General features: G+C 64.7%; 26 protein-coding genes. 17 read left to right on the top strand and 9 right to left on the bottom strand.

The features are described from left to right. The first annotated feature begins 179 nt into the window (after window positions 1-179). The 5 genes from llg_RS21235 (at window position 180) to llg_RS21215 (ending at window position 4,198) form a co-directional block, all read left to right on the top strand. Window positions 180-740, top strand: coding sequence for a CAP domain-containing protein (locus llg_RS21235; RefSeq protein WP_338287060.1), 561 nt, complete (start codon window positions 180-182; stop codon window positions 738-740). A 6-nt stretch (window positions 741-746) separates the two neighbouring features. Continuing rightward, complete coding sequence (locus llg_RS21230) at window positions 747-1,370, top strand: ribonuclease HII (protein ID WP_338287059.1); 624 nt, start codon at window positions 747-749, stop codon at window positions 1,368-1,370. Then, a complete protein-coding gene (locus llg_RS21225) occupies window positions 1,357-1,737 on the top strand; it encodes a YraN family protein (RefSeq protein ID WP_338287058.1) in 381 nt (126 codons plus the stop codon). Before llg_RS21230 ends, llg_RS21225 begins: the two co-directional genes overlap by 14 nt. A 59-nt stretch (window positions 1,738-1,796) precedes the next feature. Then, complete coding sequence (locus llg_RS21220) at window positions 1,797-2,912, top strand: aldo/keto reductase (protein WP_338287057.1); 1,116 nt, start codon at window positions 1,797-1,799, stop codon at window positions 2,910-2,912. 146 nt (window positions 2,913-3,058) lie between these two features. Beyond that, complete coding sequence (locus tag llg_RS21215; protein WP_338287056.1) at window positions 3,059-4,198, top strand: DUF6607 family protein; 1,140 nt, start codon at window positions 3,059-3,061, stop codon at window positions 4,196-4,198. Between the two features lie 206 nt (window positions 4,199-4,404). On the opposite strand, the gene llg_RS21210 is transcribed toward llg_RS21215, so the two are convergent. Both llg_RS21210 and llg_RS21205 read right to left on the bottom strand, forming a co-directional pair. Continuing rightward, entirely contained in the window at window positions 4,405-5,331 is a 927-nt protein-coding gene (locus llg_RS21210; protein ID WP_338287055.1) for a hypothetical protein, read from the bottom strand. Between the two features lie 82 nt (window positions 5,332-5,413). Next, complete coding sequence (locus llg_RS21205) at window positions 5,414-6,370, bottom strand: PQQ-binding-like beta-propeller repeat protein (RefSeq protein WP_338287054.1); 957 nt, start codon at window positions 6,368-6,370, stop codon at window positions 5,414-5,416. A gap of 294 nt (window positions 6,371-6,664) precedes the next feature. Between llg_RS21205 and llg_RS21200 the strand changes: the two genes are divergently transcribed. Both llg_RS21200 and llg_RS21195 read left to right on the top strand, forming a co-directional pair. Further along, a complete protein-coding gene (locus tag llg_RS21200; protein ID WP_338287053.1) occupies window positions 6,665-7,135 on the top strand; it encodes a hypothetical protein in 471 nt (156 codons plus the stop codon). A 290-nt stretch (window positions 7,136-7,425) separates the two neighbouring features. Further along, complete coding sequence (locus tag llg_RS21195; RefSeq protein WP_338287052.1) at window positions 7,426-8,610, top strand: hypothetical protein; 1,185 nt, start codon at window positions 7,426-7,428, stop codon at window positions 8,608-8,610. On the opposite strand, the gene llg_RS21190 is transcribed toward llg_RS21195, so the two are convergent. From llg_RS21190 to scpB, 3 genes are all read right to left on the bottom strand, one after another. After that, entirely contained in the window at window positions 8,531-9,148 is a 618-nt protein-coding gene (locus llg_RS21190; protein WP_338287051.1) for a hypothetical protein, read from the bottom strand. The genes llg_RS21195 and llg_RS21190 overlap by 80 nt on opposite strands. A 10-nt stretch (window positions 9,149-9,158) precedes the next feature. Further along, window positions 9,159-10,229, bottom strand: coding sequence for a prephenate dehydratase (pheA, locus tag llg_RS21185; protein ID WP_338287050.1), 1,071 nt, complete (start codon window positions 10,227-10,229; stop codon window positions 9,159-9,161). A 275-nt stretch (window positions 10,230-10,504) separates the two neighbouring features. Beyond that, window positions 10,505-11,203 carry an SMC-Scp complex subunit ScpB gene (gene scpB / locus llg_RS21180; protein ID WP_338287049.1) on the bottom strand — a complete coding sequence of 233 codons (699 nt, stop codon included), beginning with the start codon at window positions 11,201-11,203 and terminating at the stop codon, window positions 10,505-10,507. A 485-nt stretch (window positions 11,204-11,688) separates the two neighbouring features. On the opposite strand from scpB, the gene llg_RS21175 reads away from it, so the two are divergent. The 4 genes from llg_RS21175 to folE2 all read left to right on the top strand — a co-directional run bounded on the left by llg_RS21175 (window position 11,689) and on the right by folE2 (window position 13,681). Beyond that, a complete protein-coding gene (locus tag llg_RS21175) occupies window positions 11,689-12,363 on the top strand; it encodes a TraR/DksA C4-type zinc finger protein (protein ID WP_338287048.1) in 675 nt (224 codons plus the stop codon). A gap of 31 nt (window positions 12,364-12,394) precedes the next feature. Further along, window positions 12,395-12,568 (top strand): 50S ribosomal protein L33, encoded by a 174-nt coding sequence (gene rpmG / locus llg_RS21170; RefSeq protein ID WP_200350839.1) that lies wholly within the window; start codon window positions 12,395-12,397, stop codon window positions 12,566-12,568. 11 nt (window positions 12,569-12,579) lie between these two features. Beyond that, window positions 12,580-12,822, top strand: coding sequence for a 30S ribosomal protein S18 (rpsR, locus tag llg_RS21165; protein ID WP_338287047.1), 243 nt, complete (start codon window positions 12,580-12,582; stop codon window positions 12,820-12,822). Window positions 12,823-12,901: 79 nt separating this feature from the next. Continuing rightward, window positions 12,902-13,681 carry a GTP cyclohydrolase FolE2 gene (gene folE2, locus llg_RS21160; protein ID WP_338287046.1) on the top strand — a complete coding sequence of 260 codons (780 nt, stop codon included), beginning with the start codon at window positions 12,902-12,904 and terminating at the stop codon, window positions 13,679-13,681. Window positions 13,682-13,795: 114 nt separating this feature from the next. Here the strand turns inward: folE2 and llg_RS21155 are convergent, their stop codons facing one another. Then, window positions 13,796-14,377: a fasciclin domain-containing protein gene (locus tag llg_RS21155; protein ID WP_338287045.1), complete on the bottom strand. Its 582-nt coding sequence runs from the start codon at window positions 14,375-14,377 to the stop codon at window positions 13,796-13,798. A gap of 296 nt (window positions 14,378-14,673) precedes the next feature. Next, window positions 14,674-15,369, bottom strand: coding sequence for a hypothetical protein (locus llg_RS21150; RefSeq protein WP_338287044.1), 696 nt, complete (start codon window positions 15,367-15,369; stop codon window positions 14,674-14,676). A 284-nt stretch (window positions 15,370-15,653) separates the two neighbouring features. On the opposite strand from llg_RS21150, the gene llg_RS21145 reads away from it, so the two are divergent. Further along, the gene (locus llg_RS21145) at window positions 15,654-16,427 is read left to right on the top strand and encodes an endonuclease/exonuclease/phosphatase family protein (RefSeq protein WP_338287043.1); all 774 of its coding nucleotides are present in this window, start codon (window positions 15,654-15,656) and stop codon (window positions 16,425-16,427) included. 3 nt (window positions 16,428-16,430) lie between these two features. On the opposite strand, the gene llg_RS21140 is transcribed toward llg_RS21145, so the two are convergent. Then, window positions 16,431-16,928, bottom strand: a complete 498-nt coding sequence (locus llg_RS21140) for a hypothetical protein (RefSeq protein WP_338287042.1) — start codon at window positions 16,926-16,928, stop codon at window positions 16,431-16,433. 120 nt (window positions 16,929-17,048) lie between these two features. Then, window positions 17,049-17,375, bottom strand: a complete 327-nt coding sequence (locus tag llg_RS21135; RefSeq protein ID WP_338287041.1) for a hypothetical protein — start codon at window positions 17,373-17,375, stop codon at window positions 17,049-17,051. 189 nt (window positions 17,376-17,564) lie between these two features. Between llg_RS21135 and llg_RS21130 the strand changes: the two genes are divergently transcribed. The 5 genes from llg_RS21130 (at window position 17,565) to mnmE (ending at window position 22,753) form a co-directional block, all read left to right on the top strand. Then, window positions 17,565-17,735 carry a CPXCG motif-containing cysteine-rich protein gene (locus llg_RS21130; protein WP_338287040.1) on the top strand — a complete coding sequence of 57 codons (171 nt, stop codon included), beginning with the start codon at window positions 17,565-17,567 and terminating at the stop codon, window positions 17,733-17,735. Window positions 17,736-17,853: 118 nt separating this feature from the next. Further along, on the top strand, window positions 17,854-18,531 hold the full coding sequence (locus llg_RS21125; protein ID WP_338287039.1) for a ubiquinone/menaquinone biosynthesis methyltransferase: 678 nt from the start codon (window positions 17,854-17,856) through the stop codon (window positions 18,529-18,531). Window positions 18,532-18,741: 210 nt separating this feature from the next. Continuing rightward, complete coding sequence (hisC, locus tag llg_RS21120; RefSeq protein WP_338287038.1) at window positions 18,742-19,845, top strand: histidinol-phosphate transaminase; 1,104 nt, start codon at window positions 18,742-18,744, stop codon at window positions 19,843-19,845. Between the two features lie 72 nt (window positions 19,846-19,917). Beyond that, window positions 19,918-21,276, top strand: coding sequence for a hypothetical protein (locus llg_RS21115; RefSeq protein ID WP_338287036.1), 1,359 nt, complete (start codon window positions 19,918-19,920; stop codon window positions 21,274-21,276). Window positions 21,277-21,433: 157 nt separating this feature from the next. Further along, the gene (gene mnmE, locus llg_RS21110) at window positions 21,434-22,753 is read left to right on the top strand and encodes a tRNA uridine-5-carboxymethylaminomethyl(34) synthesis GTPase MnmE (protein ID WP_338287035.1); all 1,320 of its coding nucleotides are present in this window, start codon (window positions 21,434-21,436) and stop codon (window positions 22,751-22,753) included. The last annotated feature ends 3 nt before the right edge of the window (window positions 22,754-22,756 follow it).

Here is a 22,756-nt window from a genome sequence, read left to right as displayed (position 1 = left end):
GGGATATCAAGAAATTATAGATAGGATAAGGCATCCGCGCGATCCGCCCCCTACGGGATCGCGTGTTAGGTTAGTGGCCGAAAAAACTCCGGCTAAGCTCAAGATAAGCAACCTAACAAGTTAAAAATGTCTTTACCTTCTTAAAAATTTCAGGATAGTCCGACCCGTGCTGTCCCAATATGAAAACGTTACCCTGCCTCCCCGCAGTGGTGATGCTCGCCACGGGCCTCCTGGCCTCGTGCGCCGCACCACCGATCACCAAGGTCCCGGTCTCCTTCGCCGCCTCGGCCTCCGATAAATCGCTCAGCGGCCAGCTGCTGGCCGATGTGAACGCCTACCGTGTCTCCAAGGGCCGCAACGCCCTGGTCCGCAATGCCGGTCTCGACCGGCTGGCGCAGGAGCACAGCGAGTTCATGCGCGCCAACCGTGGCAAGTTCAAGATCGATGGCGGCCACAACGTCAGCCACCTCGGCTTCGAAGGCCGGGCGCTGCGTGCCCGCACGAGCTTGAATATCACCACGCTCGCCGAGAACGTGGCCGCCGCCAGCACCAAGTCCATGCCCGCCTTCGTGCGGATGTGGGCCAATTCGAGGGGCCATGAGTACAACATGAGCGCGAGTTGGACCGACACCGGCATTGGCGTGGTGGTCGATAGCGATGGCACCGTCTTTGCCACCCAACTTTTCGGCTCCCCGGTGATGAACCGGATGGAAATGGCCGACCGCCTCCATCAATACTGAGGGCGGATGCCCGACCTCAGACTTGAAAAAGCCCTACACGCCCGTGGCCTGCGCATTGTCGCGGGCGTGGATGAGGCAGGACGCGGCCCGCTGGCCGGTCCGGTTTCCGCGGCCGCGGTGGTCCTGCCACCGCGGTTTTCGTGTCCCGGGCTCGACGATTCGAAGAAGTTGAGCCCCGCGAAGCGCGAGGCGCTGCACGGGATGCTCACCACCCACGCGAAGGTTCTCTGGGCCGTGGTGCTGGTGCATGCGGAGGAGATCGATGCCATCAACATCCTGCGCGCCACCCACCTCGCGATGCGGCGGGCGGTGGAGCAATTGCAGGTTGCGGTGGACCATTGCCTGATCGACGGGCTGCCGGTGCCGGCGTTTCCGTGGGCGCACGACGGGGTGGTGAAGGGGGACGGGCTCTCGCTCTCGATCGCCGCCGCCAGCGTGATCGCGAAGGTCACTCGGGACCGCTGGATGCAGGAGGCGGCGCGGGAGTTTCCGGAATACGGCTTTGAGCGGCACCAGGGATATGGTACTCCCGGGCATCTCGCCGCCTTGCGCACCCATGGGCCTTGTCGCATCCATCGCCGCTCGTTTCAGCCGGTGTCTCAACTCACCCTGCCGTTTGACCTCGCGTGACGGCACGCCGCGGGACCGGAAGTGGACCGGGGACTTCGGCGAGCGGGTGGCCGCGGCCTGGCTGCGGCGGCAGGGGGCGAAGGTGCTCTACCGGAACTTCCGCGCGCCCCATGGCGGCGAGGTGGACATCGTGGCCCGGTGCGGAAAGCTTCTCTTGTTCGTGGAGGTGAAAACCCGCCGCGAGGGATCGAAGATCCGCGGCTTCGACGCGGTGAACGCCGAAAAGCAGGCGCTGATCGAGCGCGGTGCCCGCGAATGGCTGAAGCTGCTGGGTCGCACGGATGTCCCGTGGCGCTTCGATGTGATCGAGGTCTACGTCGAGGAAGGAAAGCCACCACGGGTCCACCGGGTGGAAAATGCGTTTTGATCCGCGGGATTTGCCTGCCGTTGACCGCCGGGCGCGGGCGGCATACAAGGCCCTCCGACATGGATCTCACCACCACGGCATACGGCACCTGGAGCGGCGGACGCTTCATGCACTACGGCGAAACCCTCCCCGAGGAGCGTTATCTGGAATGCATCCGCACCGCCTACGACGCGGGCATCCGCACCTTCGTCACCGCGGATGTGTATGGCAACGGCAAGGCCGATGAACTGCTGGGCGTGGCCCTGGAAGGCGTCGACCGCGACAGCTACTGCCTGGTGGGCATGATCGGCCACGATTTCTACGTCGGCCAGCGCCAGGGGAACAAGGGCTACCCGCGCTTCACCGATCCGGAGCTGCGCGGCCCCGGCGAGTACAAGGATTACATGCGGATGGCCTGCTCGAAATCGCTCGAGCGCTGCCGCACCGACCGTTTCGACCTGCTGATGCTCCACAATCCGGACGACATCGGCTACACCAGCGAGGCCGTGTGGGACGGCATGCTGGCGCTGAAGGAAGAGGGGCTCACCGACCGCCTCGGCATCGCGCCGGGCCCGGCGAACGGGTTCACGCTCGACATCATCCAGTGTTTCGAGCGCTTCGGCCGCCACATCGACTGGGCGATGCTCATTCTCAATCCGCTCGAACCGTGGCCGACGGGGCTGGTGCTCCCGGCCTGCGAGAAATTCGGCGTCAAGGTGCTGACCCGCGTGGTCGACTACGGCGGCGTTTTCCACGGCGAGCTGAAGCCCGGCCACGCCTTCAAGCCCGGCGACCACCGCGCCTACCGCCCGCAGGGCTGGGTGGAGCACGGTCTGGAGAAGGCGGAGCGCATGCTGCCGCTGGCCGACAAGTACAAGCTCACCCCGATCCAGTTCGCCTCGATCTGGAATCTCAGCCAGCCGATGGTGGAGAGCGCGGTGCCGACCTTCTTCCAGGAAGCGACCGAGGACGCGCGCTCCATCGACGAGCAGATCCGCGAGTTCGCCGCGCTGCCGGACGTCCGCTTCACCCCGGAGGAATCCGAGCAGATCCGCGCGATCGGTGACAACACCGGCTGCATGACGCTGAAGGGGGCCAGCAAGCGCCACCAGACCAGCGAGCGCGCCGACGAATGGCCGATGCGCCCGGAGTTGCTCGAACTCGCCGGCCGCTACGACCTCGGCGTGGAGTGGTGACCTGCCCAAGGAGTAGGGACATTTTTGTCCCGTTCTTCCTCTTTTCCAAACGCCGTCCTCGAAAGGGGACGGCGTTTTTTGTGCCGCGCTCCTGAGAAGGGCTTTTCATTGCCGCCGTCCTGATCCGTGGCACCATGCCCGCATTCATGATGAAAGCGTCCCTTCCTGCCTTCTGCGCCGCGCTGTCGCTGCTGGTTCCCGCCGCGCTGGCGAAGGAACCGAAGAAACCCGTGCCAAAGCCCGTGCCGGTGGAACCCGCGGCTCCCGCGCAGGCCTTCGGCTGGCCGTTCATCGATTGGAAGGACATGACGCCCCGCGGCGGCACCACGCAGGGCGCGGAGGTGACCTTGCTGAAGGGGGCCACCGGGGCGTGGACGCGTCTCCAGGAGCCGGGGCTGGCGAAGTTTGAAAAGGACCGCCGCGCCATCCTCGCGCTGGCCGGGAACTACCGCGTGAGCTTCGATTTCACCGAGTCCTACGGCCTGAAGCCGGACTTCAAGCCGATGCGGCCGTATTTCAGCTGGGGCACCGAGAATGTCACGGTTATCGAGGACCGGCCGGAGTTCCTCAGTCTCCAGCACACGCTGGTGATGTACTTCAAGGACGGGAAGGGGAAGTCCGGCCCGCCGATGGTGATGAAGCACTGGCGCGAGGACTGGACGTGGCAGCCGAAGGAACTGCATGTCTACGACAAGGATAGTAGCTGGAAGCGCGTGCCCGCGCCCGCGCCGGAGGGCCGCTGGTCCCAGGCGGTCTATCAGGTGGATGATTCGCCGCGCTACGAGGCGATCGGCGCGTGGACCCACGATGGTGGCCTGTCCGCGTGGCGCACCGACGTCTGCGCGCGCCCGCTGCCGCGCCGGGAGTTTTCCGTGCGGAGCGATTACAACGTGCTGGAAGGTTCCGAGGAGGTGAACCTCACGCCAAGCGGCTGGGTCCATCTCCAGAGCAACCGCAAGGTGCTCGTCGCGAAGGACGGCACCCGCACCTGCATCGGTGGGGAGATCGGTGTGAACCGCTACGAGGCGATCACCGCGCCGGACCTTGCCGGGCCGTTCAACCGGTATTGGGAAAAGACCGGCGGTTACTGGAAGGATGTCCGCGAGACCTGGGCGGAAGTGATGAAGGAGCGGGAAACTTTCACGCTAAAGGACGAGGAGGGCGGCCAGAAGCTTTTCGACGTCCACTTCGCCCGCGCCAAGGAAATCGAGAAAGCGGGGAAACCCGATCCGGAAGGGGACCTCAAGCACGCGCGCGAGACCATTAACCGCTTTCTGGTGAAGTGAGCGTCCTGGTGGAAAAAACAAACACCCGGAAGCGCCCGAGGGGTGCCGCCGAGTGTTTGTTCATTGCATTATACCCAAGAAAACCTTGTCGCACGGCAAGGGTGTTCCGTTTGACAGGGACATCATGCGCTTGATCCGCGGAATTGCAAAGGGAGGCTCCGGTTTCCGTGTTAAGCATCCCATTTCCGTTAAGGCGCCGCGCGGTCTCACCAGCGTCTGGGCTCCTGCTCCATGAGCGGGGCGTCGCGTGCGGGAGCAGGGTTGAACAACCGGGCCAGCACCGGCTTGGTCAGCATCAGGGCGCAGCAGCCGAGGCAGGACCACAGGAACAGCGCGATGGTGTTGCCATAGCTCACGCAATCCTGCTCCCACAAATGGGATAGTTCGTGGCTGCCGCGTGAACCCGTCATGAATCCGGCCAGCACCGCGAGGCTCGCCAGCTTGGGGAGCAGGGAGGGAGGTGGTCTGCCCGCCGTGGCGCTAGCGAGGATCCAACAGCCGCAGAAGAAGACCAGAAGGGGCTCGCTGAGCTGGCTGATGACAAGCTCTGTCATGGCCTCCAGGCGATCGGAGGCCGGGACCCCATACCGCACGTAAGCCCGTGCCTGAAGCCTCAGGGCGCGAATCGTGTAGGCCATCTGGCCCGCGGTGAGGAGCAGCAGCAGCACGGACGTGGGGAGGGGACCGATGGTCAGCCACCGCGGCCACGCGCGGATCGTGCGACGGGGCAATTGGGCCAGCCGGAGGCGGGTTTCCGTCCGTGTCAGGGACCAGCGTGCCCGGGGATTCCTCGATACCAGCGCGCGCGCCACCGGATGGGGCAGGATGACCAGGCGGTCCGGGGTGCTCACGAACCCGCACACCATCCATCGCGAGAAGAAGGTGCGGGTGAGGTCCACCACCTTGTGGTTCGGGAGTCGTTCCAGGAGCCGTGGCAGTTCCTCGCGGGCCCGGCCGACCGCTTCCAGCCTGGCACCATCGAAGGTCAGCTCCTGAAGCCGGATGAAACCGAACGATCGCACCGTGAGCGCGGTTTCCGAAAACCGGTAGCCCATTGCCAGTGCCCGCGCCGCCAGCACCAGCGGGAGCATGGCGGCGGAGAGCGCGAGCAAGGTGAGGGGGAGATCATCCATGGCATCCAGCCACCCGGGCACTACCATTTAGCGTGCCGGTGGCCGGAATGCCATTCCTCGATTGTGAAAATCGCGGCGGAGGTCAGTGGAACTCCCCGAAGCGGAAGTTCTGGATGCGCGGGCTGTCCGGGAGCTGGAGGGTGGTGGACGGGCCGAGCGCGTTCGGCCCCTTCCACCAGCGCAGCACCCACGCCACCTTCTTGTCGGGCGTGATCTCCAGCGCCTGCGCCGGGGCGGTTTCCGGGTCGATGGTCTCGCTCCACGAGTTCACCCAGTTGTTCACCAGCGTGTTGCCATTGGCCAGCCGCGTGGCGATCTGGAAGCTGCGGATGCCCTGGTCCGGAAGATCGGCGGTGGTGAGCTCCCACACGGTTTCGCCCGCGGGATTGAGCTCGCGCACCAGCTTGGTGCCGGTGACCAGCGTGTTGCCGTTGGCCAAGCGGGAGGCGGCCCAGGGGCCGGGGAATTTCGCGGTCCACAGTTCCTTGCCGTGGTCGTCGTATTCGGAGACCTTGCCATGGTCCATGTGCGCCACCAGCAGCGTGCCCGCGGTGGTGAGCTCGGCGTGGCGGAACTGGCCGTGGGTGCTTTTCGGATTCCCGACCTCCAGCGGGAACTCCCGCTCCACCTGGCCGGTGGTGATGTTCATCACCACGCACTTCGGTTCGGGTCCGTTCTGGAGGAACACCACGCGCTCCGTGCCGATCGGGCTGGCGGTGTGGATCTCGCATCCGGCGGGCGCGTCGTGGTGCCACAGCACCTTGTTGTCCTTGGTCTGGCTGTCGATCAGGGTGACGCCGTACTGGTGGGCGAAGAGGATGCGGCCGTTGGAAAGCCGCACGGCATCGCTGATCTCGCCGCGGCTGCCGGGGTTGTGGTAGCTCCAGAGGACCTGGCCCTTGCCGACGACATACATGTCCTGCGTCTTCGCCTCACCGGCGTAGAAGAAGTCATGCCGGTCCGGCGCGGTGGAAGGCTCCGCGGAGACGAAGGTGGCCAGCGCGAGGCTGGTGACGAGGTGGTGGATTTTGGGGTTCATGCGATGCGATGAATCCATGCCAGCGTGGGTAATCGGCGCGGCACGGCTTCAGCCCATCCGATACCGTGGCTCCACCGGAAAAGTTACATGCGTTTTTGTTGGGGTGTCTCGGGAGCGGGGATCTTGCTTGGTGGGGGATGTCTTGCTAGTTTTCTACGGATGACCGGAAAAGCCGTGGTGAAACGCGCCCGTGGGTTCCTGCGTGGTTGGCAGCATTCTTTTCCGGAAGTGGTGACCGCGTCGGCGGAGGATTTCTCGTCACCGGAGCCCGGTTGAACCTGCCGCGCCACCCGCATGTCATTTGCTACCGAAGATCCCCGCATCCGCCACGCCCGCGCGTTGCTCGTGTTGGCGGTCTTCATTCTCGTTGCGGGGCAGGTGCTGTGGATCTCCCAACACGGTTGGAGTTTCTGGATGCGGATGGGGGACGAGGTGCTGGCGGGCTTTCGTGGAAAGCCGGACTACGCCTCGCTGGTCTTCGACGGGCTTTGCGTGACATCGGTGGCGCTCGTGCTCGCCGCGCCGGTGTTCCTCCCGGCGTTTGTCCAGAATGCCCTGTTGCGCTGGACCGCCCGTATTCTCGCCGCGGGCACCTGGCTGGTCTGGCTCAGTCCCATGAACCGCTGGGTTGGCGGTGATGGCGCGGAGCTCAGCATCCTGCTGGCGTTAGGAGTTTTGCTGCTGGGATTCGGCCGCCTGTGCGCTCCTGCTTCACGGAAAAAATTGGAGTTGTCTCTCAAGGAGCCGCCGGAGCAGGGGATGTAGGTGGGCTGGCTCTTTGAAACGTAACCTTGGAGAGGTGGTCGCCCGGTGACGGAACGGGTGTGGAAGGCTGAGGAGCTATCTGTCCGGCGCGTCATCATCAGGGGCTAGCTGGGCAAAACGCGTTTCGTAGAGCGATGGGCGCAAGGCACCTGGCCTCCTTCAAGGGAACGAATTTTTTCCAGCATCATTCTCCCGTCATCTTGGGTGCGTAAGATGGCCATCACGGAAAACATCCGTTCGCGGCGGGTCGCCCCGGTGCGCCGCCTGTCAGCTTCAACCTGCGCTCCCTGATGAAAACACCTGTTCAGCTTCTGTTGGCCCTCGGACTTGGCCTCGTCCTTGCCGTGATCGTGGAGGAGCATCGGTATGCCGGACAGATCGAGGCCCAGCGTTCAGCTTGGGAACTGGAGAAGGGTCGGCTTGAGGCCGCGTTGAATGGCCGGGGGGCGAAGCGGGACAGCGGTTCCCGCGTGATCGTGGAATCGGGCCGGTCGGCTCCGGAAGCCGCGGGACCCAGCGCGCCATTCCTCCTCAACCAACTGGCGAACCTGCCGTTCAGCGAGGGGAATGCCCGCTCGACACGCCAGATGCTGGCGGCACTGGAGCAGCTTTCCCGGATCGGTCCCCAGGCCTTGCCGGCCATCCGCCAATTTCTCGCGGGCGGCTCGGATGTGACTTATGTTCCGCCGGGCAACAAGGCACGTCGTAACCTGAAGAGCCTCGTCGACGCCCTGGTGCCGGCTTCGCTCCGGATCGCGTTGTTCGATCAGGTGCGCCACACCGGGGGCAAGGACGCGGAGGGTATCCTGGTCGAGGCGCTTGGCCGCACCCGGAATGGGTTGGAGGTGGCCTACCTGACCCAGATTCTCGAGGAGATGGCTCCCGGAACCTACAAGGAGGATGCGCTGGCCGCGGCCGGCCGGCTGCTCAAGGAGGGGGCTGCCGCGGACCGGGAAATGCTCTTCGACGTGATGAAGCGGTTTGGTGACACCTCCTATGTGGCGGCGGCCCAGAGCCAGATCATCCAGTCCGACGGCCAGGTGGATCAGGCGGCCTTGCGTTATCTCCAGCAATCCCTCGGAGCGCAAAGCGTGGCCCTAGTGAGCCGCTACTACCAGGACGCGAGGCTGTCGGAACCCGGGAGCAAGGAGCCACTCGCCCGGGCGGCCTTGGCCTATGTGGGAGCGAACGAGCAAGCGCTCGATCTGTTTCACACCGCCTTGTTTGACCAATCGCTGATGCCCGACCAGAAGCGGAACCTGGTGGAGGATCTGAACGAGGGTGGCTTGGCCAACCGGAGGAGCCCGACTCCCGAGGATCTCCAGATCATCTCGAACCGCTATGCCTTGACCCAGTACTATCTCCAGCAGGATTACGTGCGCAATGATCGGGTGCTCAACGGGGCATTCCATGAAGCGGACAAGGACCTGCGCAACATGCTGGACCGGGCCGCCGCGGCCAATCCGGGCAAGTGAGACCGGGCGCGGTCGCAGGGGACGGGAAACGCCGGTTCCGGTGGACTCTCCAACATCTGGAGGGCGGCTCTTCCGCTCCGCCCTTGCGGGCCCGGATGAGGAACATCGAGAGGGTGAAGATCCAGAACGCGCCCATCAGCAGCCACAGGCCGGGGCCGATGGCGAGAAGGGTGATCCGCTGGGTTTCGAAATGCCGGGTGGCGTGGACGATGATCACGGTGAACCAGCCGCTGAAGGCCAGCGCCAGCAACCGCACCACCCACAGCAGGGCGCGCGCTCCTTGCAGGAAACGGACGAGAAACGGCGCGGCGATCATGGTGGCGGTCACGCACAGGATCGCCGCCGAACTCATCAGCCGGTCCAGGGAGTAGCTGCCGCTGAGCAGGAATTCCACGTCATGGGCAAACTCGCTCCAAAGATCGCAGAGGGTGTACCTTTCCATCCTCCAGGCCGGTAGGAAATGCGCCGCGGCGGCCATCGCCAGCGCGATCCCGAATCCGATCCGCGCGTGTAGTAATCCCCCGGACTTCTCTTTCATGCATGGAGGATCACTCCCCGGTGTCCGGGTAGGACCCCAGGAGTTTCACCAGCGAGCAGTGGCGGTGGAGTTCCTCCATGGCGGAGGCGACCTCCTTGTCGTCGCAGTGGCCGGCGAGGTCGACGTAGAAGATGTATTCCCAGTCCTTCCGCTTCGAGGGGCGGGACTCGATCTTCGACATGTTGATGTGGAACTGGTCGAAGGCCTGCAGGGCGCTGACCAGCGAGCCGGGCTTGTCCTGGATGGCGAAGAGGATCGAGGTGCGGTCGTTGCCGGTGGGCGGGCAGGTTTTCTCGCCGATCACCAGGAAGCGGGTGGTGTTCGTGGCGCGGTCCTGGACCGCTTCCTCCAGCATGGTGAGGCCGTACATTTCGGCGGCCAGCGGGCCACCCATGGCGGCGGCGCCCTGCGCGGCGTTGTCGCGGGCGAGCTGGGCGGCCTTGGTGGTGGAGGAGACCTCGACGAGGTCCGCGTCCGGGAAATTCTTCAGGATCCACGAGCGGCACTGGCCGAAGACCTGGGGGTGCGAGTAGAGCGTCTTGATCTGTTCGCGGGGAATGGAGGCCATCAGGCCGTTCTCGATCCGCATCAGGATCTGCGCGCAAATGTGCAGCGGGGAATCGACGAACAGGTCGAGCGTGTGGGACACCGCGCCCTCGGTGGAGTTCTCGATCGGGACCACGCCGTAGTCGGCGCGGCGGCGGGCGACCTGGTCGAAGACGTCGGCGAAGTTCGGCTGCGGCGAGTAGTTCACCGAGTGGCCGAATTTCTTGATCGCGGCCTGGTGGGTCCAGGTGCCTTCCGGGCCGAGGTAGGCGATCTTGAGGTCGTCTTCCAGCGCAAGCGCGGCGGACATGATCTCGCGGTAGATGGCGCGGATCGATTTCTCCGGCAGGCGTCCCTGGCTCTTTTCGATCAGGCGGCGGAGGACGAGCTCCTCGCGCTCCGGGGCGTAGATCTGGAGGCCGTCGCGCTTCTTCACCACGCCCACTTCATGGACCAGGTCGGCGCGGCGGTTGAGAAGGTCGAGCAGGTCGGTGTCGATGGCGTCGATCTGCTTGCGGATGTCGTCGAGATTCACGGGTGGGGAAAGGGGATGAAGTCCGGGGCCGCCGGACGGACAGGATTAACAGAAGGTTTCAGGATTCGGAGGAAGCGAAATCCATCACCTGAAGGGCGGAAATCCCGCTGTCATTTGGTGGCCGCGTGTTTCCAGCAGGATTTGGAACCACGGATGGACACGGATCAGAAATGAAGAAAGGGCGCTCTATCCCATCCTTTCTTCCATCTGTGTTCATCCGTGTCCGTCTGTGGTTGGAATTCCTCTGAACGACGACGGCAGGGTGGAGACCCTTCTCACGATTCGGAGGAGGATTCGGCGTTCGCGCCGAGGCTGAGCTGCTGGGGTTCCGGTTCGGCAGGAGCGGCGTCCTTCGGCTCGGGGAGCTTCACCTTGCGGAGCTCGGCGGAGTTCGGGAGGTCGTCCACGCTGCGGATGCCGAAGTGCTCGAAGAACAGGTCGGTGGTCTCGTAGAGCAGCGGGCGGCCGGGCAGGTCGGCGCGGCCGCCGATGCGGACGAGGTCGCGGTCGAGCAGCTTCTGGATCATGCCATCGCAGGACACGCCGCGGACCGCCTCCATGGCGGCCTTGGTGATCGGCTGGCGGTAGGCGATGATGGCCAGGGTTTCCATGGCGGGGCCGCTGAGGCGCTCCGGCTTGCGGCCGGGGAAGAGCTGGCGGACGAATTCACCGAACTTCGGGCGGGTGTAGAGTTTCCAGCCCTTGGCTCGCTCGGTCAGGTAGAAGGCACGGCCGGAGGTCTCGTAGGCGGTGTTCAGGGCGGCGATCGCCTCGGCGACCTGCTCGGAGGACACGGCGGAGAGGTTGGTGAGCCATTCCTCCAGCGCGGCGGGCTCCTTGCCCTCCTCGAACTCGCGGGCGCGGACATCCTCCGCCTCCGCCACCCGGGCGCGCACCAGCCGGGCGACTTCCGAAGTAGCAAGGGGCTCATCGGAGGCAATGAGCAGGGCTTCGACGATCGCGCTGAGTTCCATACGGGCGCGCAGCGTAGGGTCCGCCGGTGGAGGGAGTCGAGCCTTTAGGCGAGGAGGGGGGCAGAGGCGGGGGAGCCTTTTGGGAGACGAAAGGGCGGGGGGGCGGTTTTCTATCCCGGTGGGTGTATGGGGAAAGCTTCGCTGCACCCCGGGGAAGGGAATCCGGGGCCTCCGCCTCCCGGGAAGACCTTCCTCGCCTGAAGGCTCGACTCCTTCCGAGATTGCTGACTCGGCACGCTCCGCGACCGCAAAACTCAGGCGAACCTACCACGGAATTTCAAGAAACGCCCGGGATTTCAGGGGTTCCGGCGGCTGTTGGAGTAAAAAACTTTCTCAAGAGGGACAGCACCTCGGATTTATGAAATTTCCCCTTGAAGGTGGAGCGTTCAGGGGCTAATCCACCCCGCCCTTCTCAAAGGGTGGGGGACGCGCAAGACGCGCTCGCACGATTTACCAACCTCTCACAGAGAACTCGCTCACGCGCCATGGCCGCGAAGAAATCCACCCCGAAAAAGGTCGAGCCGAAGGCTCCCGCCAAGAGTGCCGCTCCGGCGAAGTCGCCGAAGGCGGCCCCGACTCCTGTCAAGAAGGCCGCGCCGAAGAAGGCCGAGCCCGAGAAGCCGGTCGCCAAGGTGGTGGCCGAGGAGCCCGTGGCGGTCGAAATCGCCCCGGTCAACGGCGGTGGCACCCATTCTCCCGTTTTCGTCGACAAGCAGAAGCAGCGCCTCCTCGATCTCCGTGACGAGCTGGTGGACGCCATGACCGGCACCACCCGCGACACGATCCGCAATGCTCCGGAAGGCTCCGAGGCCTCCGGCTCCGGCATGCACCAGGGTGACGCCGGCAGCGATGCCTACGACCGCGATTTCGCCCTCAGCGTGCTGGCGAAGGAACAGGACGCCCTTTACGAAATCGAGCAGGCCCTCCAGCGCATCAAGAAGGGTGCCTACGGCGTCTGCGAGATGTCCGGTCGCAAGATCCCGACGGCCCGCCTCGAAGCCATCCCGTTCGCCCGCCTGACGGTCGAATGCCAGGCCCAGTGGGAGAAGGAATACGGCAACCGCCGCTTCCGTCCGTCCAACGAAGTCGGCTTCAGCGGTGGAAATTACGCCGATGATGAAGATTCCGAGTCGGTTTCTCTTGACGAGGACGACGATTGAATTAAATTCCCGCCCCCACGTTTTCTGACACATGCCACGCGAGATCATCATCCTCGAATGCACCGAAGCCAAGGCTGAGGGCAAGCCGACGTCCCGCTACGTCACCACGCGCAACAAGAAGAGCCTGCGCACGCCGGGTCGTCTCGAGAAGGTGAAGTTCAATCACTTCCTCAAGCGCCGCACCCTTCATCGCGAACTCCGCTAACCTTTTTTCTCATGTCCGAGCCCAAGACCGTCCAGCGCCGCATCGCCTTCCGCAAGGCGAACCGCAAGATGCCGACCCGTCGGCACGACATCCAAGTGGAGCAGGTGCGCCACACCAATCCGGAACTTCTCACCAAGTTCACCACCGAGACCGGCAAGATCCTTCCGCGCCGCGTGACGGGGGTTTCGGCCAAGCTTCATCGCAAGATCACCCGCTCCATCAAGCAGGCGCGTGCGGTGAACCTCCTGCCCTGATCCCGGGCTCCGGAGAAACCATCATTCTCACCAGGAGCTTGTCCGTATCCCGGACAGGCTCTTTGTGTTTTCACGGACCATGAAGGAACTCAAGGACACCCAGAACGAGCGCGACGACCGCCGCCTGCCCATCGACCGCGTGGGCGTGAAAGGCCTGCGCTTCCCGGTGGAAGTCAGCGACAAGGGCGGCAGCGTCCAGCGCACCGTCGCCACCGTCTCCCTCGCCGTCGATCTTCCCGCCCACTTCAAGGGCACGCACATGAGCCGCTTCGTCGAGGCGCTCCACGCCCACGGCGGCTGCCTGGACGTGCGCACGATCGCCTCGCTGCCGCGCGAGTTGCTGCGGAAGCTGGACGCGCGGAAGGCCCACATCGAATTCCAATTCCCGTTCTTCCTGAGCAAGGCCGCGCCGGTCACTGGCAAGCAGGGTCTGCTGGACTACGAGGTGCGTTTCGAGGTGGAGGCCGAGGAAGGCAAGCCGACCGATTTCATCGTGACCGTGTTCGTGCCGGTGGCCACGCTGTGCCCGTGCTCGAAGGCGATCAGCGAGCGCGGCGCGCACAACCAGCGCGGCATCGTGACCTACTCCATCCGCTCGACCGAGCCGATCTGGATCGAGGACCTCATCGCCTTGGTCGAGCGCTCCGCGAGCTGCGAGCTCTACAGCATCCTGAAGCGCCCGGACGAGAAGGCCGTGACCGAACGCGCCTATGACAATCCGGTGTTCGTGGAGGACCTGGTGCGGAACGTCGCCTCGCGCTCGAACGCGCACGAATCGATCACGTGGTACCGGGTGGAGGCCGAGAATTTCGAGTCCATCCACAACCACAACGCCTACGCGGTGATCGAGAAGCACTGAGGGCCCGCCAACCATGGGTCCTATAGGAGATATAGGACCCATGCGCATCGACGGGGGCGTCCGGGCGGAGCGTTCCGATCACCCGAAACGCTCCACCCCGACAGGGAACCGGGCTCAATCGGCCTTGAGGCCCGCGAAGCCATCGAGAGACTTCGGCACCATGACGTGATCGATCACGTGGATCGTGCCGTTGTCGGCCTTGAGGTCGGGGTTCACGACCTTGGCGTCATCGGCCTTCAACTTGGCCTTGCCGATGTCGATCTTGATCGGCTCGCCGTTCACGGACTTCACCTTGCCCTCGGCGAGGTTGGAGGTGGTGAAGTCGCCGGCCACCGCGTGGTAGAGCAGCAGGGAGCGGAGCTTCTCCTTGTTCTCGGGAAGCATGAGCTTCGCGAGCGTGTCCTTCGGCAGCTTCATGAAGGCATCGTCGGTGGGCGCGAAGACGGTGAACATGCCCTTGCCGGCGAAGGTTTCGGTGATCCCCGCGGCATCCATCGCCTTGGCGAGGATCGAGAACGTCGCACCGGAGCGGATCATCCCGGCGATCGAAGTCGCGGCGGGTTCAGCGGGCTTTTTGAGAGTGGCATCCGCTGCTGTCTCCTTCGCCGGGGCTTTGGCTCCGAGTTTTTCCTCGGCGTTCGCCAGCGGACACAGGAGTGTCACGGCGAGAATGGAAAGAATCGGTTTCGTTTTCATAAGCGTACAGGGTTGTGGTTGCGAAAAGGCGCGGGGCCTTTCGTGGTGGTTTCCTGTTCCGCAGGGCGCGTGCCGGGGTAGTGGGCAGGTGTTGGTGTCGTGCAAGCGCTCCGGGGTCAAAGTCTTGCGGGTGGGGCGATCGGCAGGGAGCTGACGCGGGCGTGACGTATTCGGTGCAGCTTGCAAGGGGTGGACCGTATCCTGCACGGCGTACGCGGGCGGACGGAGGGCGTCGCTTGGCCTGACCGCGCCGCCAACGGGAGCTGGCGGAGACAATCCATAGGCGGAGCTTCCGGCTACGTGGTCGCTTGCGTCGGCGGCTGGTGCTTCATGGGAGCGGAAATCAGAAACAGCGCCACGGTTTCCACACCCAGCGCCGCCAGGGTCAGCCAGTAGCCAGCACCTACATGTCCGAGACAATCGCGGAATTCGTAAGGAAGGGTTTCGAATCCGAGGATGAGGTTCCGGATCAACCACGTCAGGATCAGCACCACGAAGAGGCGGGCCATCCACACTGCCACTTTCGGGCGGGAACGCCATTTCGGAAGAAAAGGCGCGACGGTCATGAGCGCGATCGTCAGCAGCCAGATGGAAATGGTGGCAGGGATCAGGAAGGTCGTCATTTCCATCCCGGGCAAGGCCGATGGGGCTGCTGCCCATCCCTCTGCACTGTGCCACAGTTCCGCGGCCAGATTCAATTGAAGGACCTCCGGGAGGTGGCCGCGGCAGATGGTGGTGGTTTGGACAAACGCGTCGGAGCCTGAGACAAAGATGTGGTTGCCCGCCGGCCATGAAGGGCAGTCGTCCTCCATGTTGAAAGTCCAGGACCGTGCGATGGGCAGTAAATTCGAATTGGCTTCACTCACTCCGACCCAGGTCCGCACTTCAAGCCGCGTCTTTTCCCACGGCAGGCACTGCGCCACCAACATCATGGCGAGGGCCAGCCAAGCCAGCCGCCGCGCCATCCGGTGTTTCTGTTCGGGTTTCTCCATTCCCGATCATGCTGATCCAGCTCCGCGCCGGTGACACGCCTGAAACCATGTGCTTCCAGCCGCTTGAGCGTGGTCTCGCATTGTAGCTGAAAGCTCCAGCTTTCCCTCTGTGGAGGAGGGGATCGTTTGGCCTGACCGCCACCGACAACTGGAGTTGGCGGAGACCATCCGAAAGCGGAGCTTCCGGCTACAATCGGGGGGCGATCTTGGCCAAAGCGCCGGAATGTTTGGCAGGAGCGCTACTGGGAGAAGAATGGCTGCGGCGGCGGCGTTATGGTCCTGTGATGCGTCCGCTTCTTTGTCTCCTCGCCTTGGCCACGTTTTCGTCCGCCTCCGATCTCACGGTGGTGTCGTTCAACATCCGCAACGGGGGGCGGAGGATGGACGGGAAGTATGACCACGCGTTCCAGCAGGAGATACTGAAGAAGCTGAAGCCGGATCTGGTGGCGTTGCAGGAGGTGGATCACCTGACGAAGCGCAATGGCAGCGTCAACGTGGCGGCCACCTACGCGGCGACGCTGGGGATGACCTCGGCCTATGCCGCGGCGATGCCCTATGACGGCGGGGCCTACGGGGCGGCGGTGCTTTCGAAGCTGCCGGTGGTGGCGGATGAATCGATCCACCTGCCGGTGAAGGACGGTGAGCCGCGGGTGTGCGTGATCCGGTTCGTGAAAACTCCGGACGCGGGCGTGATCGCCATTGTGGGCGTGCATCTGGATTCCGGGAAGGACGATACGCAGCGCCTTGAGAACGTGAGGCTCATCGTGCAGCGGCTGAAGGCCGTGAAGGAGCCGGTCATCATCACCGGGGACTTCAATGACGTGCCGGATTCGAATGTCTTGAAGCTCTTCGCCGAGGCGGGTTTCCGGCGGGTGGTGCCGCAGGGCGATCCGGCGAGCTTTCCGGCCGACCAGCCGCGGGTGGTGATCGACCACGTGCTGTTGCGGGATGGCAACGGGATCACGATCCAGGACGCGGGCACCACGGTGGTGGCGGAGCCGAATGGCAGTGACCACCGTCCGCTGCTGTCCCATCTCAGGCTGCTGCCAGCGAAGTGACAGTCAACGGGCGGCGGACACGGGGGAGATCCGGCATTGGTCCAGCCAGCGGTCGCGCTCGCGGCGGCAGGAATCGCACACCCACGTCGTGACCTGATTCTGGCCGGTGCATTTCGGGATGCGGCCGCAGTTCGGGAAGAGCGTGAGCTCGGCCGGGTGTGGCGGCTTGGCATCCGGAGTGACCACGGTGCGGTGCATCGTTTCGCGGTGCACACGGCAGATGGAGGCATCGTAGAGCACCTTGTCCGGGGTCGAGATCTTCGCCAGGACGAGGTGGCCCTGGGTGAAGAACACGGGCTCCAGGAAGGTGAAGGTCAGGGCGGTGTCGGCGGGGAGTTCGCCCGCGGGCAGCTCGCTCTGGGGCCAGGTGAAACGGCGGGCCTTGGGGTCGGTGTCGACCCAGGCCTCCGGGCAGCCATCCGGGCCGCTGCTGGAGAAGCTGGGCTTTCCGGTGAGGCGCGTCTCATGTTCGCGCAAGGCCGCCTGGCCTCGGGCGAGCATTCCCAAGTGACAGGCGGCAAACCACACCACGGTCATCCCGAGGGTCACCCATAGGGCAAACCTCGGGAGCCGGGACCGGGATGGGACCGGTATCGGTGGAGTCTCCACGGCCGCTCGTGGTTATTGGCCGGGGGCCGGGGGCGGCGTGGGGATGCTGCCAGCGGCATCCTGAATCTTCTTGGCGGCTTCGTCGGCCTTCGCCTTCGCGGCATCGGCGGCGGCCTTGGCATCGGCGGCGGCCTTGTCCGCCATGGCCTTGGCATCGGCGGTGGCTTTTTCGGTGGCGGCCTTGGCGTCGGCGGTGGCCTTCTCGATCTTCTTCGAGGCATCGTCCATGGCGGACTTCGCGTTGCTGGTGGCCTTGTCGAGTTCGTCCTTCTTCTTGTCGTCACAGGAGGCGACCAAGAGCGGGACGGCGAGAACCGGAATCCAAAGTTTGAGTTTCATGGCGGTTGTACGGTTGGTGGACGGCCCCACGGGACAGGGGCCATCCTCACCGGTATCCCAATCCGCGGCTTTCGTCAAAATCTCTTCGTTAGGGAGGGCGGATTCGTTTCCACCCGGTCGCGGAAACGGCCATGGCAGTCATGGGTTTGCGGGGCTTGTCGAGCGCGACGGTGGCTGCGTAGATAGGGCATGGAGTTCGCGGAAGTCACTTGTCCCACCTGTTTCGAAACCTTCGAGGTGGCGGTGCCGCCGGATGAGGAGATGCCCACGGAGGTGGACTACGATTGCGAAATCTGCTGCCGGCCGATGGTGATCGTGTTCAGCCGGGAAGGGGTGTGGGCTAGAGGACTCGGGGAGTAGAGGTAAGAATCCAGAATCCAGAGGAAGAGGTCAGATTTTGGTCGGGTTCGTGGGGGATGGGTAGCGGGGCGAGCTTTCTTTCTGGATTCCGGACCCTGGACTCTGGACTCTCCCCGCGATGCCCGATGCCGACTACGTGCGCGAAGCCTTCGCGAGGATCGCCGACCGCTATGTGCTGACGAACCACGTGCTGAGCGGCGGGGCGGACCTGTGGTGGCGACGGGTGGTGACGGCTCGCATCCGGAGCTGGAAACCGCGGCGGCTGCTCGATGTGGCGAGCGGCACCGGTGACCTGGCGCTTTCGATCCAGGATGCCTGCCCGGAGTGCGAGGTGATCGCTTCGGATTTCTGCGCGGAGATGCTGGCCCATGCGGGTCGGCGCGGGATCGAGAAGACGGTGGTGGCGGATGCGCTGAACCTGCCGTTTGAAGATGCTTCGTTCGACGTGGTGACGGTGGCCTTCGGCCTGCGGAACATGGCGGATTACGAGGCGGCGCTGCGCGAGATGCGGCGGGTGTTGAAGCCGGGTGGCCGCTTGGTGATCCTGGATTTCTCGCTGCCGCGGGGCGTGCTGCGCGGGCCCTACCGCTTTTACCTCCACAACGTGCTACCGAAGATGGCGGGCGCGCTGACGGGGCAGAAGGATGCCTACGAATACCTCGGCGGCTCGATCGAGGCGTTCCCGAGCGGGGACGCGATGATCACGCTTTTGGAAAGGTGCGGGTTCGTGGACGCGAGCTGCACGCCGATGACCTTCGGGGTGGTGAGTTTCTACGAGGCGACGCGGGCGGAGTAAGGGAGAGAATGTAGTCGAAAGCTCCGCTTTCGGATCGTTTCCGCCAGCTCCAGTTGGCGGTGGTGGAGATGCCGAACGATCTCCTCCCCCGAAGAGGGAAAGCTGGAGCTTCCCCCTACACTCTGAAAGCGGAGCTTTCAGCTACACTTTACAATCGGATCGCTTCCCACCGTTGACCTTGCGGGGGTGGAGTCCTAGGGTTCCCGTCGGATGAATATCGACCACTACGCGAACCGTTTTGTGTGTGATCTGGTGGCTTACGAGCCCGGCAAGCCGATTGATGAAACGGCGCGCGAACTCGGCCTGGAACCGGCTGACATCGTGAAGGTCGCATCGAACGAGAATCCGCTCGGGCCGTCGCCGCGGGCGAAGGAGGCGATGATCTCGGCGCTCGAGGACGCGCACATTTACCCGGATGGCGGCGGCTACCGGCTGCGCAGCGCCATCGCCGGGAAATTCGGCCTGAGCATCGACCACGTGGTGCTCGGCAACGGGTCGAACGAGATCATCGAGCTGCTGTGCCACAGTTTCCTGAATGCGAAGGCGGAGCTGATCGCCGCGGAGCACGCGTTCGTGGTCTACAAGCTCATGGCCACCCTTTTCGGCGCGCAGTATGTCGAGGTGGCGGATCCGAATTTCGTGCACGATCTGGACGCGATGGCGGACGCCATCACGCCGGAGACGCGCCTGGTGTTCATTGCCAATCCGAACAACCCGACCGGCACGATGGTGGGTCAGGAGGAGCTGGACCGTTTCATGGCCCGGGTGCCGGACCATGTGGTGGTGGCATTCGACGAGGCCTACCACGAGTTCCTGGACAAGGCTCCGGACACCCTCAAGTACATCGCCGAGGGCAAGAACGTGTGCATTCTGCGCACCTGCTCGAAGATCCACGGTCTGGCCGCGCTGCGGGTGGGCTACGCGCTGGCGTCGAAGGGCGTGGCGGCGATCCTCCAGAAGGCGCGCCAGCCGTTCAACGTCAACTCGATCGCGCAGGCCGGTGCGATCGCCGCGCTCACCGATGACACCCACGTGGAGAACACCCGCCGGGTGAACCGCGAGGGGCTGGCGTTCTACTCGAAGGCGTTCACCGAGCGCGGCCTGGAGTTCGTGCCGAGCGTGGCGAACTTCATCCTGGTGAAGGTGGGCGATGGCGACCGCGTCTTCCGCGAGATGCTGAAGCAGGGGGTGATCATCCGCGCCATGCGCAGCTACAAGCTGCCGGAGTGGGTGCGTATCTCGATCGGCACGCAGCCGCAGAACGAGCGCTGTCTCGAGGTGCTGGACGCCGTGCTGGGTCCGGTGCCTGCTTGATGAGAAGGAGCGTGGTTTGACAGCAACGGGATTGTCATCTAACCATTCGAAACGGTCAGATAGGCGGGATACATGACGGGAGCGATCGATCCATATCAACAGCGTGAATTCCGGTGCGGCCATTGCAACGGCCGCATCGTCATTCCGATCGATCTGCCTCCCACCACCGGTCCGTGCCCGCACTGCGGGGGCGTGATCACGTCTCCCGCTCCGGTGGGCCGTGGTGGTCCTGCGCCGGTGTCTCAGGGACCCGCTCCGGTTCCTGCTGCCGCGCCACCGGTATTGGTGCCCGCTCCGCAGCCCGCGGCGACTCCGGCGGTGGCTCCTGCTCCGGCTCCCGTTCCCGCGGCGACCGTGCCGTCTCCTGCCGCCGTGCCCCAGATCGCCGCTCCACCGGTGGAGAAACCGGCTCCGGAAAAGGCTCCGGCGAAAACCGCGGCGGTGGCTGTTCCGGGAAAGCCCGCGAAACGCGGCCTGATTCCGGCGCTGCTGCTGATGCTGGTGCTCATCGTCGCTTGCGGCGCGGGCACGATCTATTTCCTGAACAATTTCTACGGCAAGAGCAGTGGCTCGCTCGGCCAGGTCTCGGCTCCCGGCGCACCGGGGAAGAGCTCCGAGGAGGAATTCCTCCGCATGGGTTGGCAGCGGGAAGCCTACAAGGTGCTGCGCGGCTACACCGATGCCTCCACCAGCGAGGGCAAGGCGCCCTACATCGTGGGGGGGAAGGCCGAGGTGCCGAAGCTCCATGAGTTCTATGGCGGGGGGCGCATCGATGACTCGGACACGCCGCCCGAGGCGTTTTCGGTGTATGAGCTTTCCATGGAAGACCGGAAGCGCGGTCTGTTCCTGATGATCTACGACCAGCCGCCGCAGTTCGAGATGCGGGAGTTCTTCCGTCCGCTGGCCTCGCTGGAGGTGCAGTATGGGCTGGAGGACGCGGACCTGCTGCTTTCGAGCGTGGCGCGGGCTTCCAATTTCGCGATGGAGCCGGTGCGGGTGCAGGCGTTCTTCAAGCGCTTTCCGGATGGGTTGCGGTTGGATTGGGACATGTTCGCGCAGACGAAGTACCGCACGCTGCGAAACTTCGTGGAAACCCCGAGCCCCGGCCAGAAGGCGGTGTTCCGGGTGTTCGTGGTGGAGGATGTGGGGGACGAGGGCAAGTCGGCCCCGGGAACCCGCACTTACCGCGTGGCCGATCCCGCCACCACCTCGGATTCCGCGCGGATCCGGGTGAAGGTGGATTCCGAGGCGGGCCGCGCCCTGTCCTCGATCAACTGGCGTGGCTCCAAGGACTCCCGGCCGCAGGCCCGCACTGCCACGGTGGAGCTGGAGTGGGTGGGGGCGGACGACCCGCAGCTCACGGTCAGCCGCTTCATCTGCTGGGAGTTCCTCGGTCTCGGGGGCCAGGAAACGGCGCAGGCCGGGAAGTGAGGCACGCGAAGCTTGGCTTCGCGTGCGTCTTGCGGGGCTTTACGAAACGCGGCTGTCGTCAGATCATCCGGGCTAACCACTACACGCGAAGCCAAGCTTCGCGCTACCACGATCTACCGTGACGCCTTCCGATTCCCATACGCCGACCATTGCCGCCGTGTCCACCGCTCCCGGGACCGGGGCGGTTTCGTTGATCCGCTTGTCAGGGCCGCAGGCGTTCGCCATCGCGGACCGGGCCACGGGTGGGCGGGCATCGCTGGCCGCGCCGCGGCAGGCGGTGTGGTGCCGGATTCTGGACGAGGTGGGAAACACGCTCGATGACGGGCTGCTGACGGTGTTCCGGGGGCCGAAGAGTTTCACCGGCGAGGATGCGGTGGAGTTCGCGGGCCATGGCGGGATGTTGGTGACGCGCGAGGTGCTGTCGCGTTTCCTCGCCTGCGGAGCGTTGCCGGCCGGGCCGGGGGAGTTCACGCAGCGGGCGTTTTTCAATGGCAAGCTGGATCTGACCCAGGCCGAGGGGGTGATGGATTTGATTTCCGCGCAGACCTCGCTGGCGCTGCGGGCGGCGCGGGAGCAGATGGAGGGCACGATCGGGCGTCGCACGCTGGAGGCGCGCGATGAGATCCTCGGGGTGCTGGCGCATGTGGAGGCCTACATCGACTTCCCGGACGAGGACATCGACCCGGATACGGGTCGTGCGCTGTGTGATCGCCTGGACCGCGTGGCCACGGCGATCGACCGGCTGCTGGCCACCGCCGACCAAGGGCGGGTGCTGCGGGAGGGCGTGCGCACGGTGATCTTTGGCGAGCCGAACGTCGGCAAATCGAGCCTGCTCAACCGGTTGCTCGGTTACGAGCGGGCGATCGTGAGCGAGGTGGCGGGGACCACCCGCGACACCATCGAGGAAACCGTGAATCTCGGCGGCATCCCGCTGCGGCTGATCGATACCGCGGGCGTGCGCCAGGCGGGGGATCGGATCGAGGAGGAGGGGATCCGGCGCACGGTGCGCCAGATCGAAGCGGCCGACCTTTTGCTGGAGGTGGCGGATGCCGGGCAGGCGCGGCCTTCGATCCGCCCGGCGGATGTGCCGGAAGGGACCCGTCATCTGCTGGTGCTGAACAAGGCGGATCTCGGCGAGCATGGCGATTGGTCCGGCGTGGAGGCGGTGCGGATTTCCTGCCACCGCGACGAGGGTTTCGACCGTTTGGAATCGGTGATCCGGGAATCGCTGCACCTCGGCACCGGGGAGTGGGGAGACCATGCGGTGGCGATCAATGCGCGCCACCAGGCCTGTCTGTCCCGCGCTCGGCAATCGCTGGCGGCGGCCTCGGCCCTGCTCCAACCGCCGCGCACGGATACCGAGCTGGCGGCGATCGATCTCCGCGAGGCACTTGATGCGTTGGGCGAGGTCGTGGGGCGGGTGGATACGGAGGATTTGCTCGGAGTGATTTTTTCGAGCTTCTGTATTGGGAAGTAGGGC

It is taken from the genome of Luteolibacter sp. LG18, assembly GCF_036322585.1.
In the GTDB taxonomy this organism is placed as follows: Bacteria; Verrucomicrobiota; Verrucomicrobiia; order Verrucomicrobiales; family Akkermansiaceae; genus Luteolibacter.
This window is presented reverse-complemented; position numbering and strand designations above follow the sequence as displayed.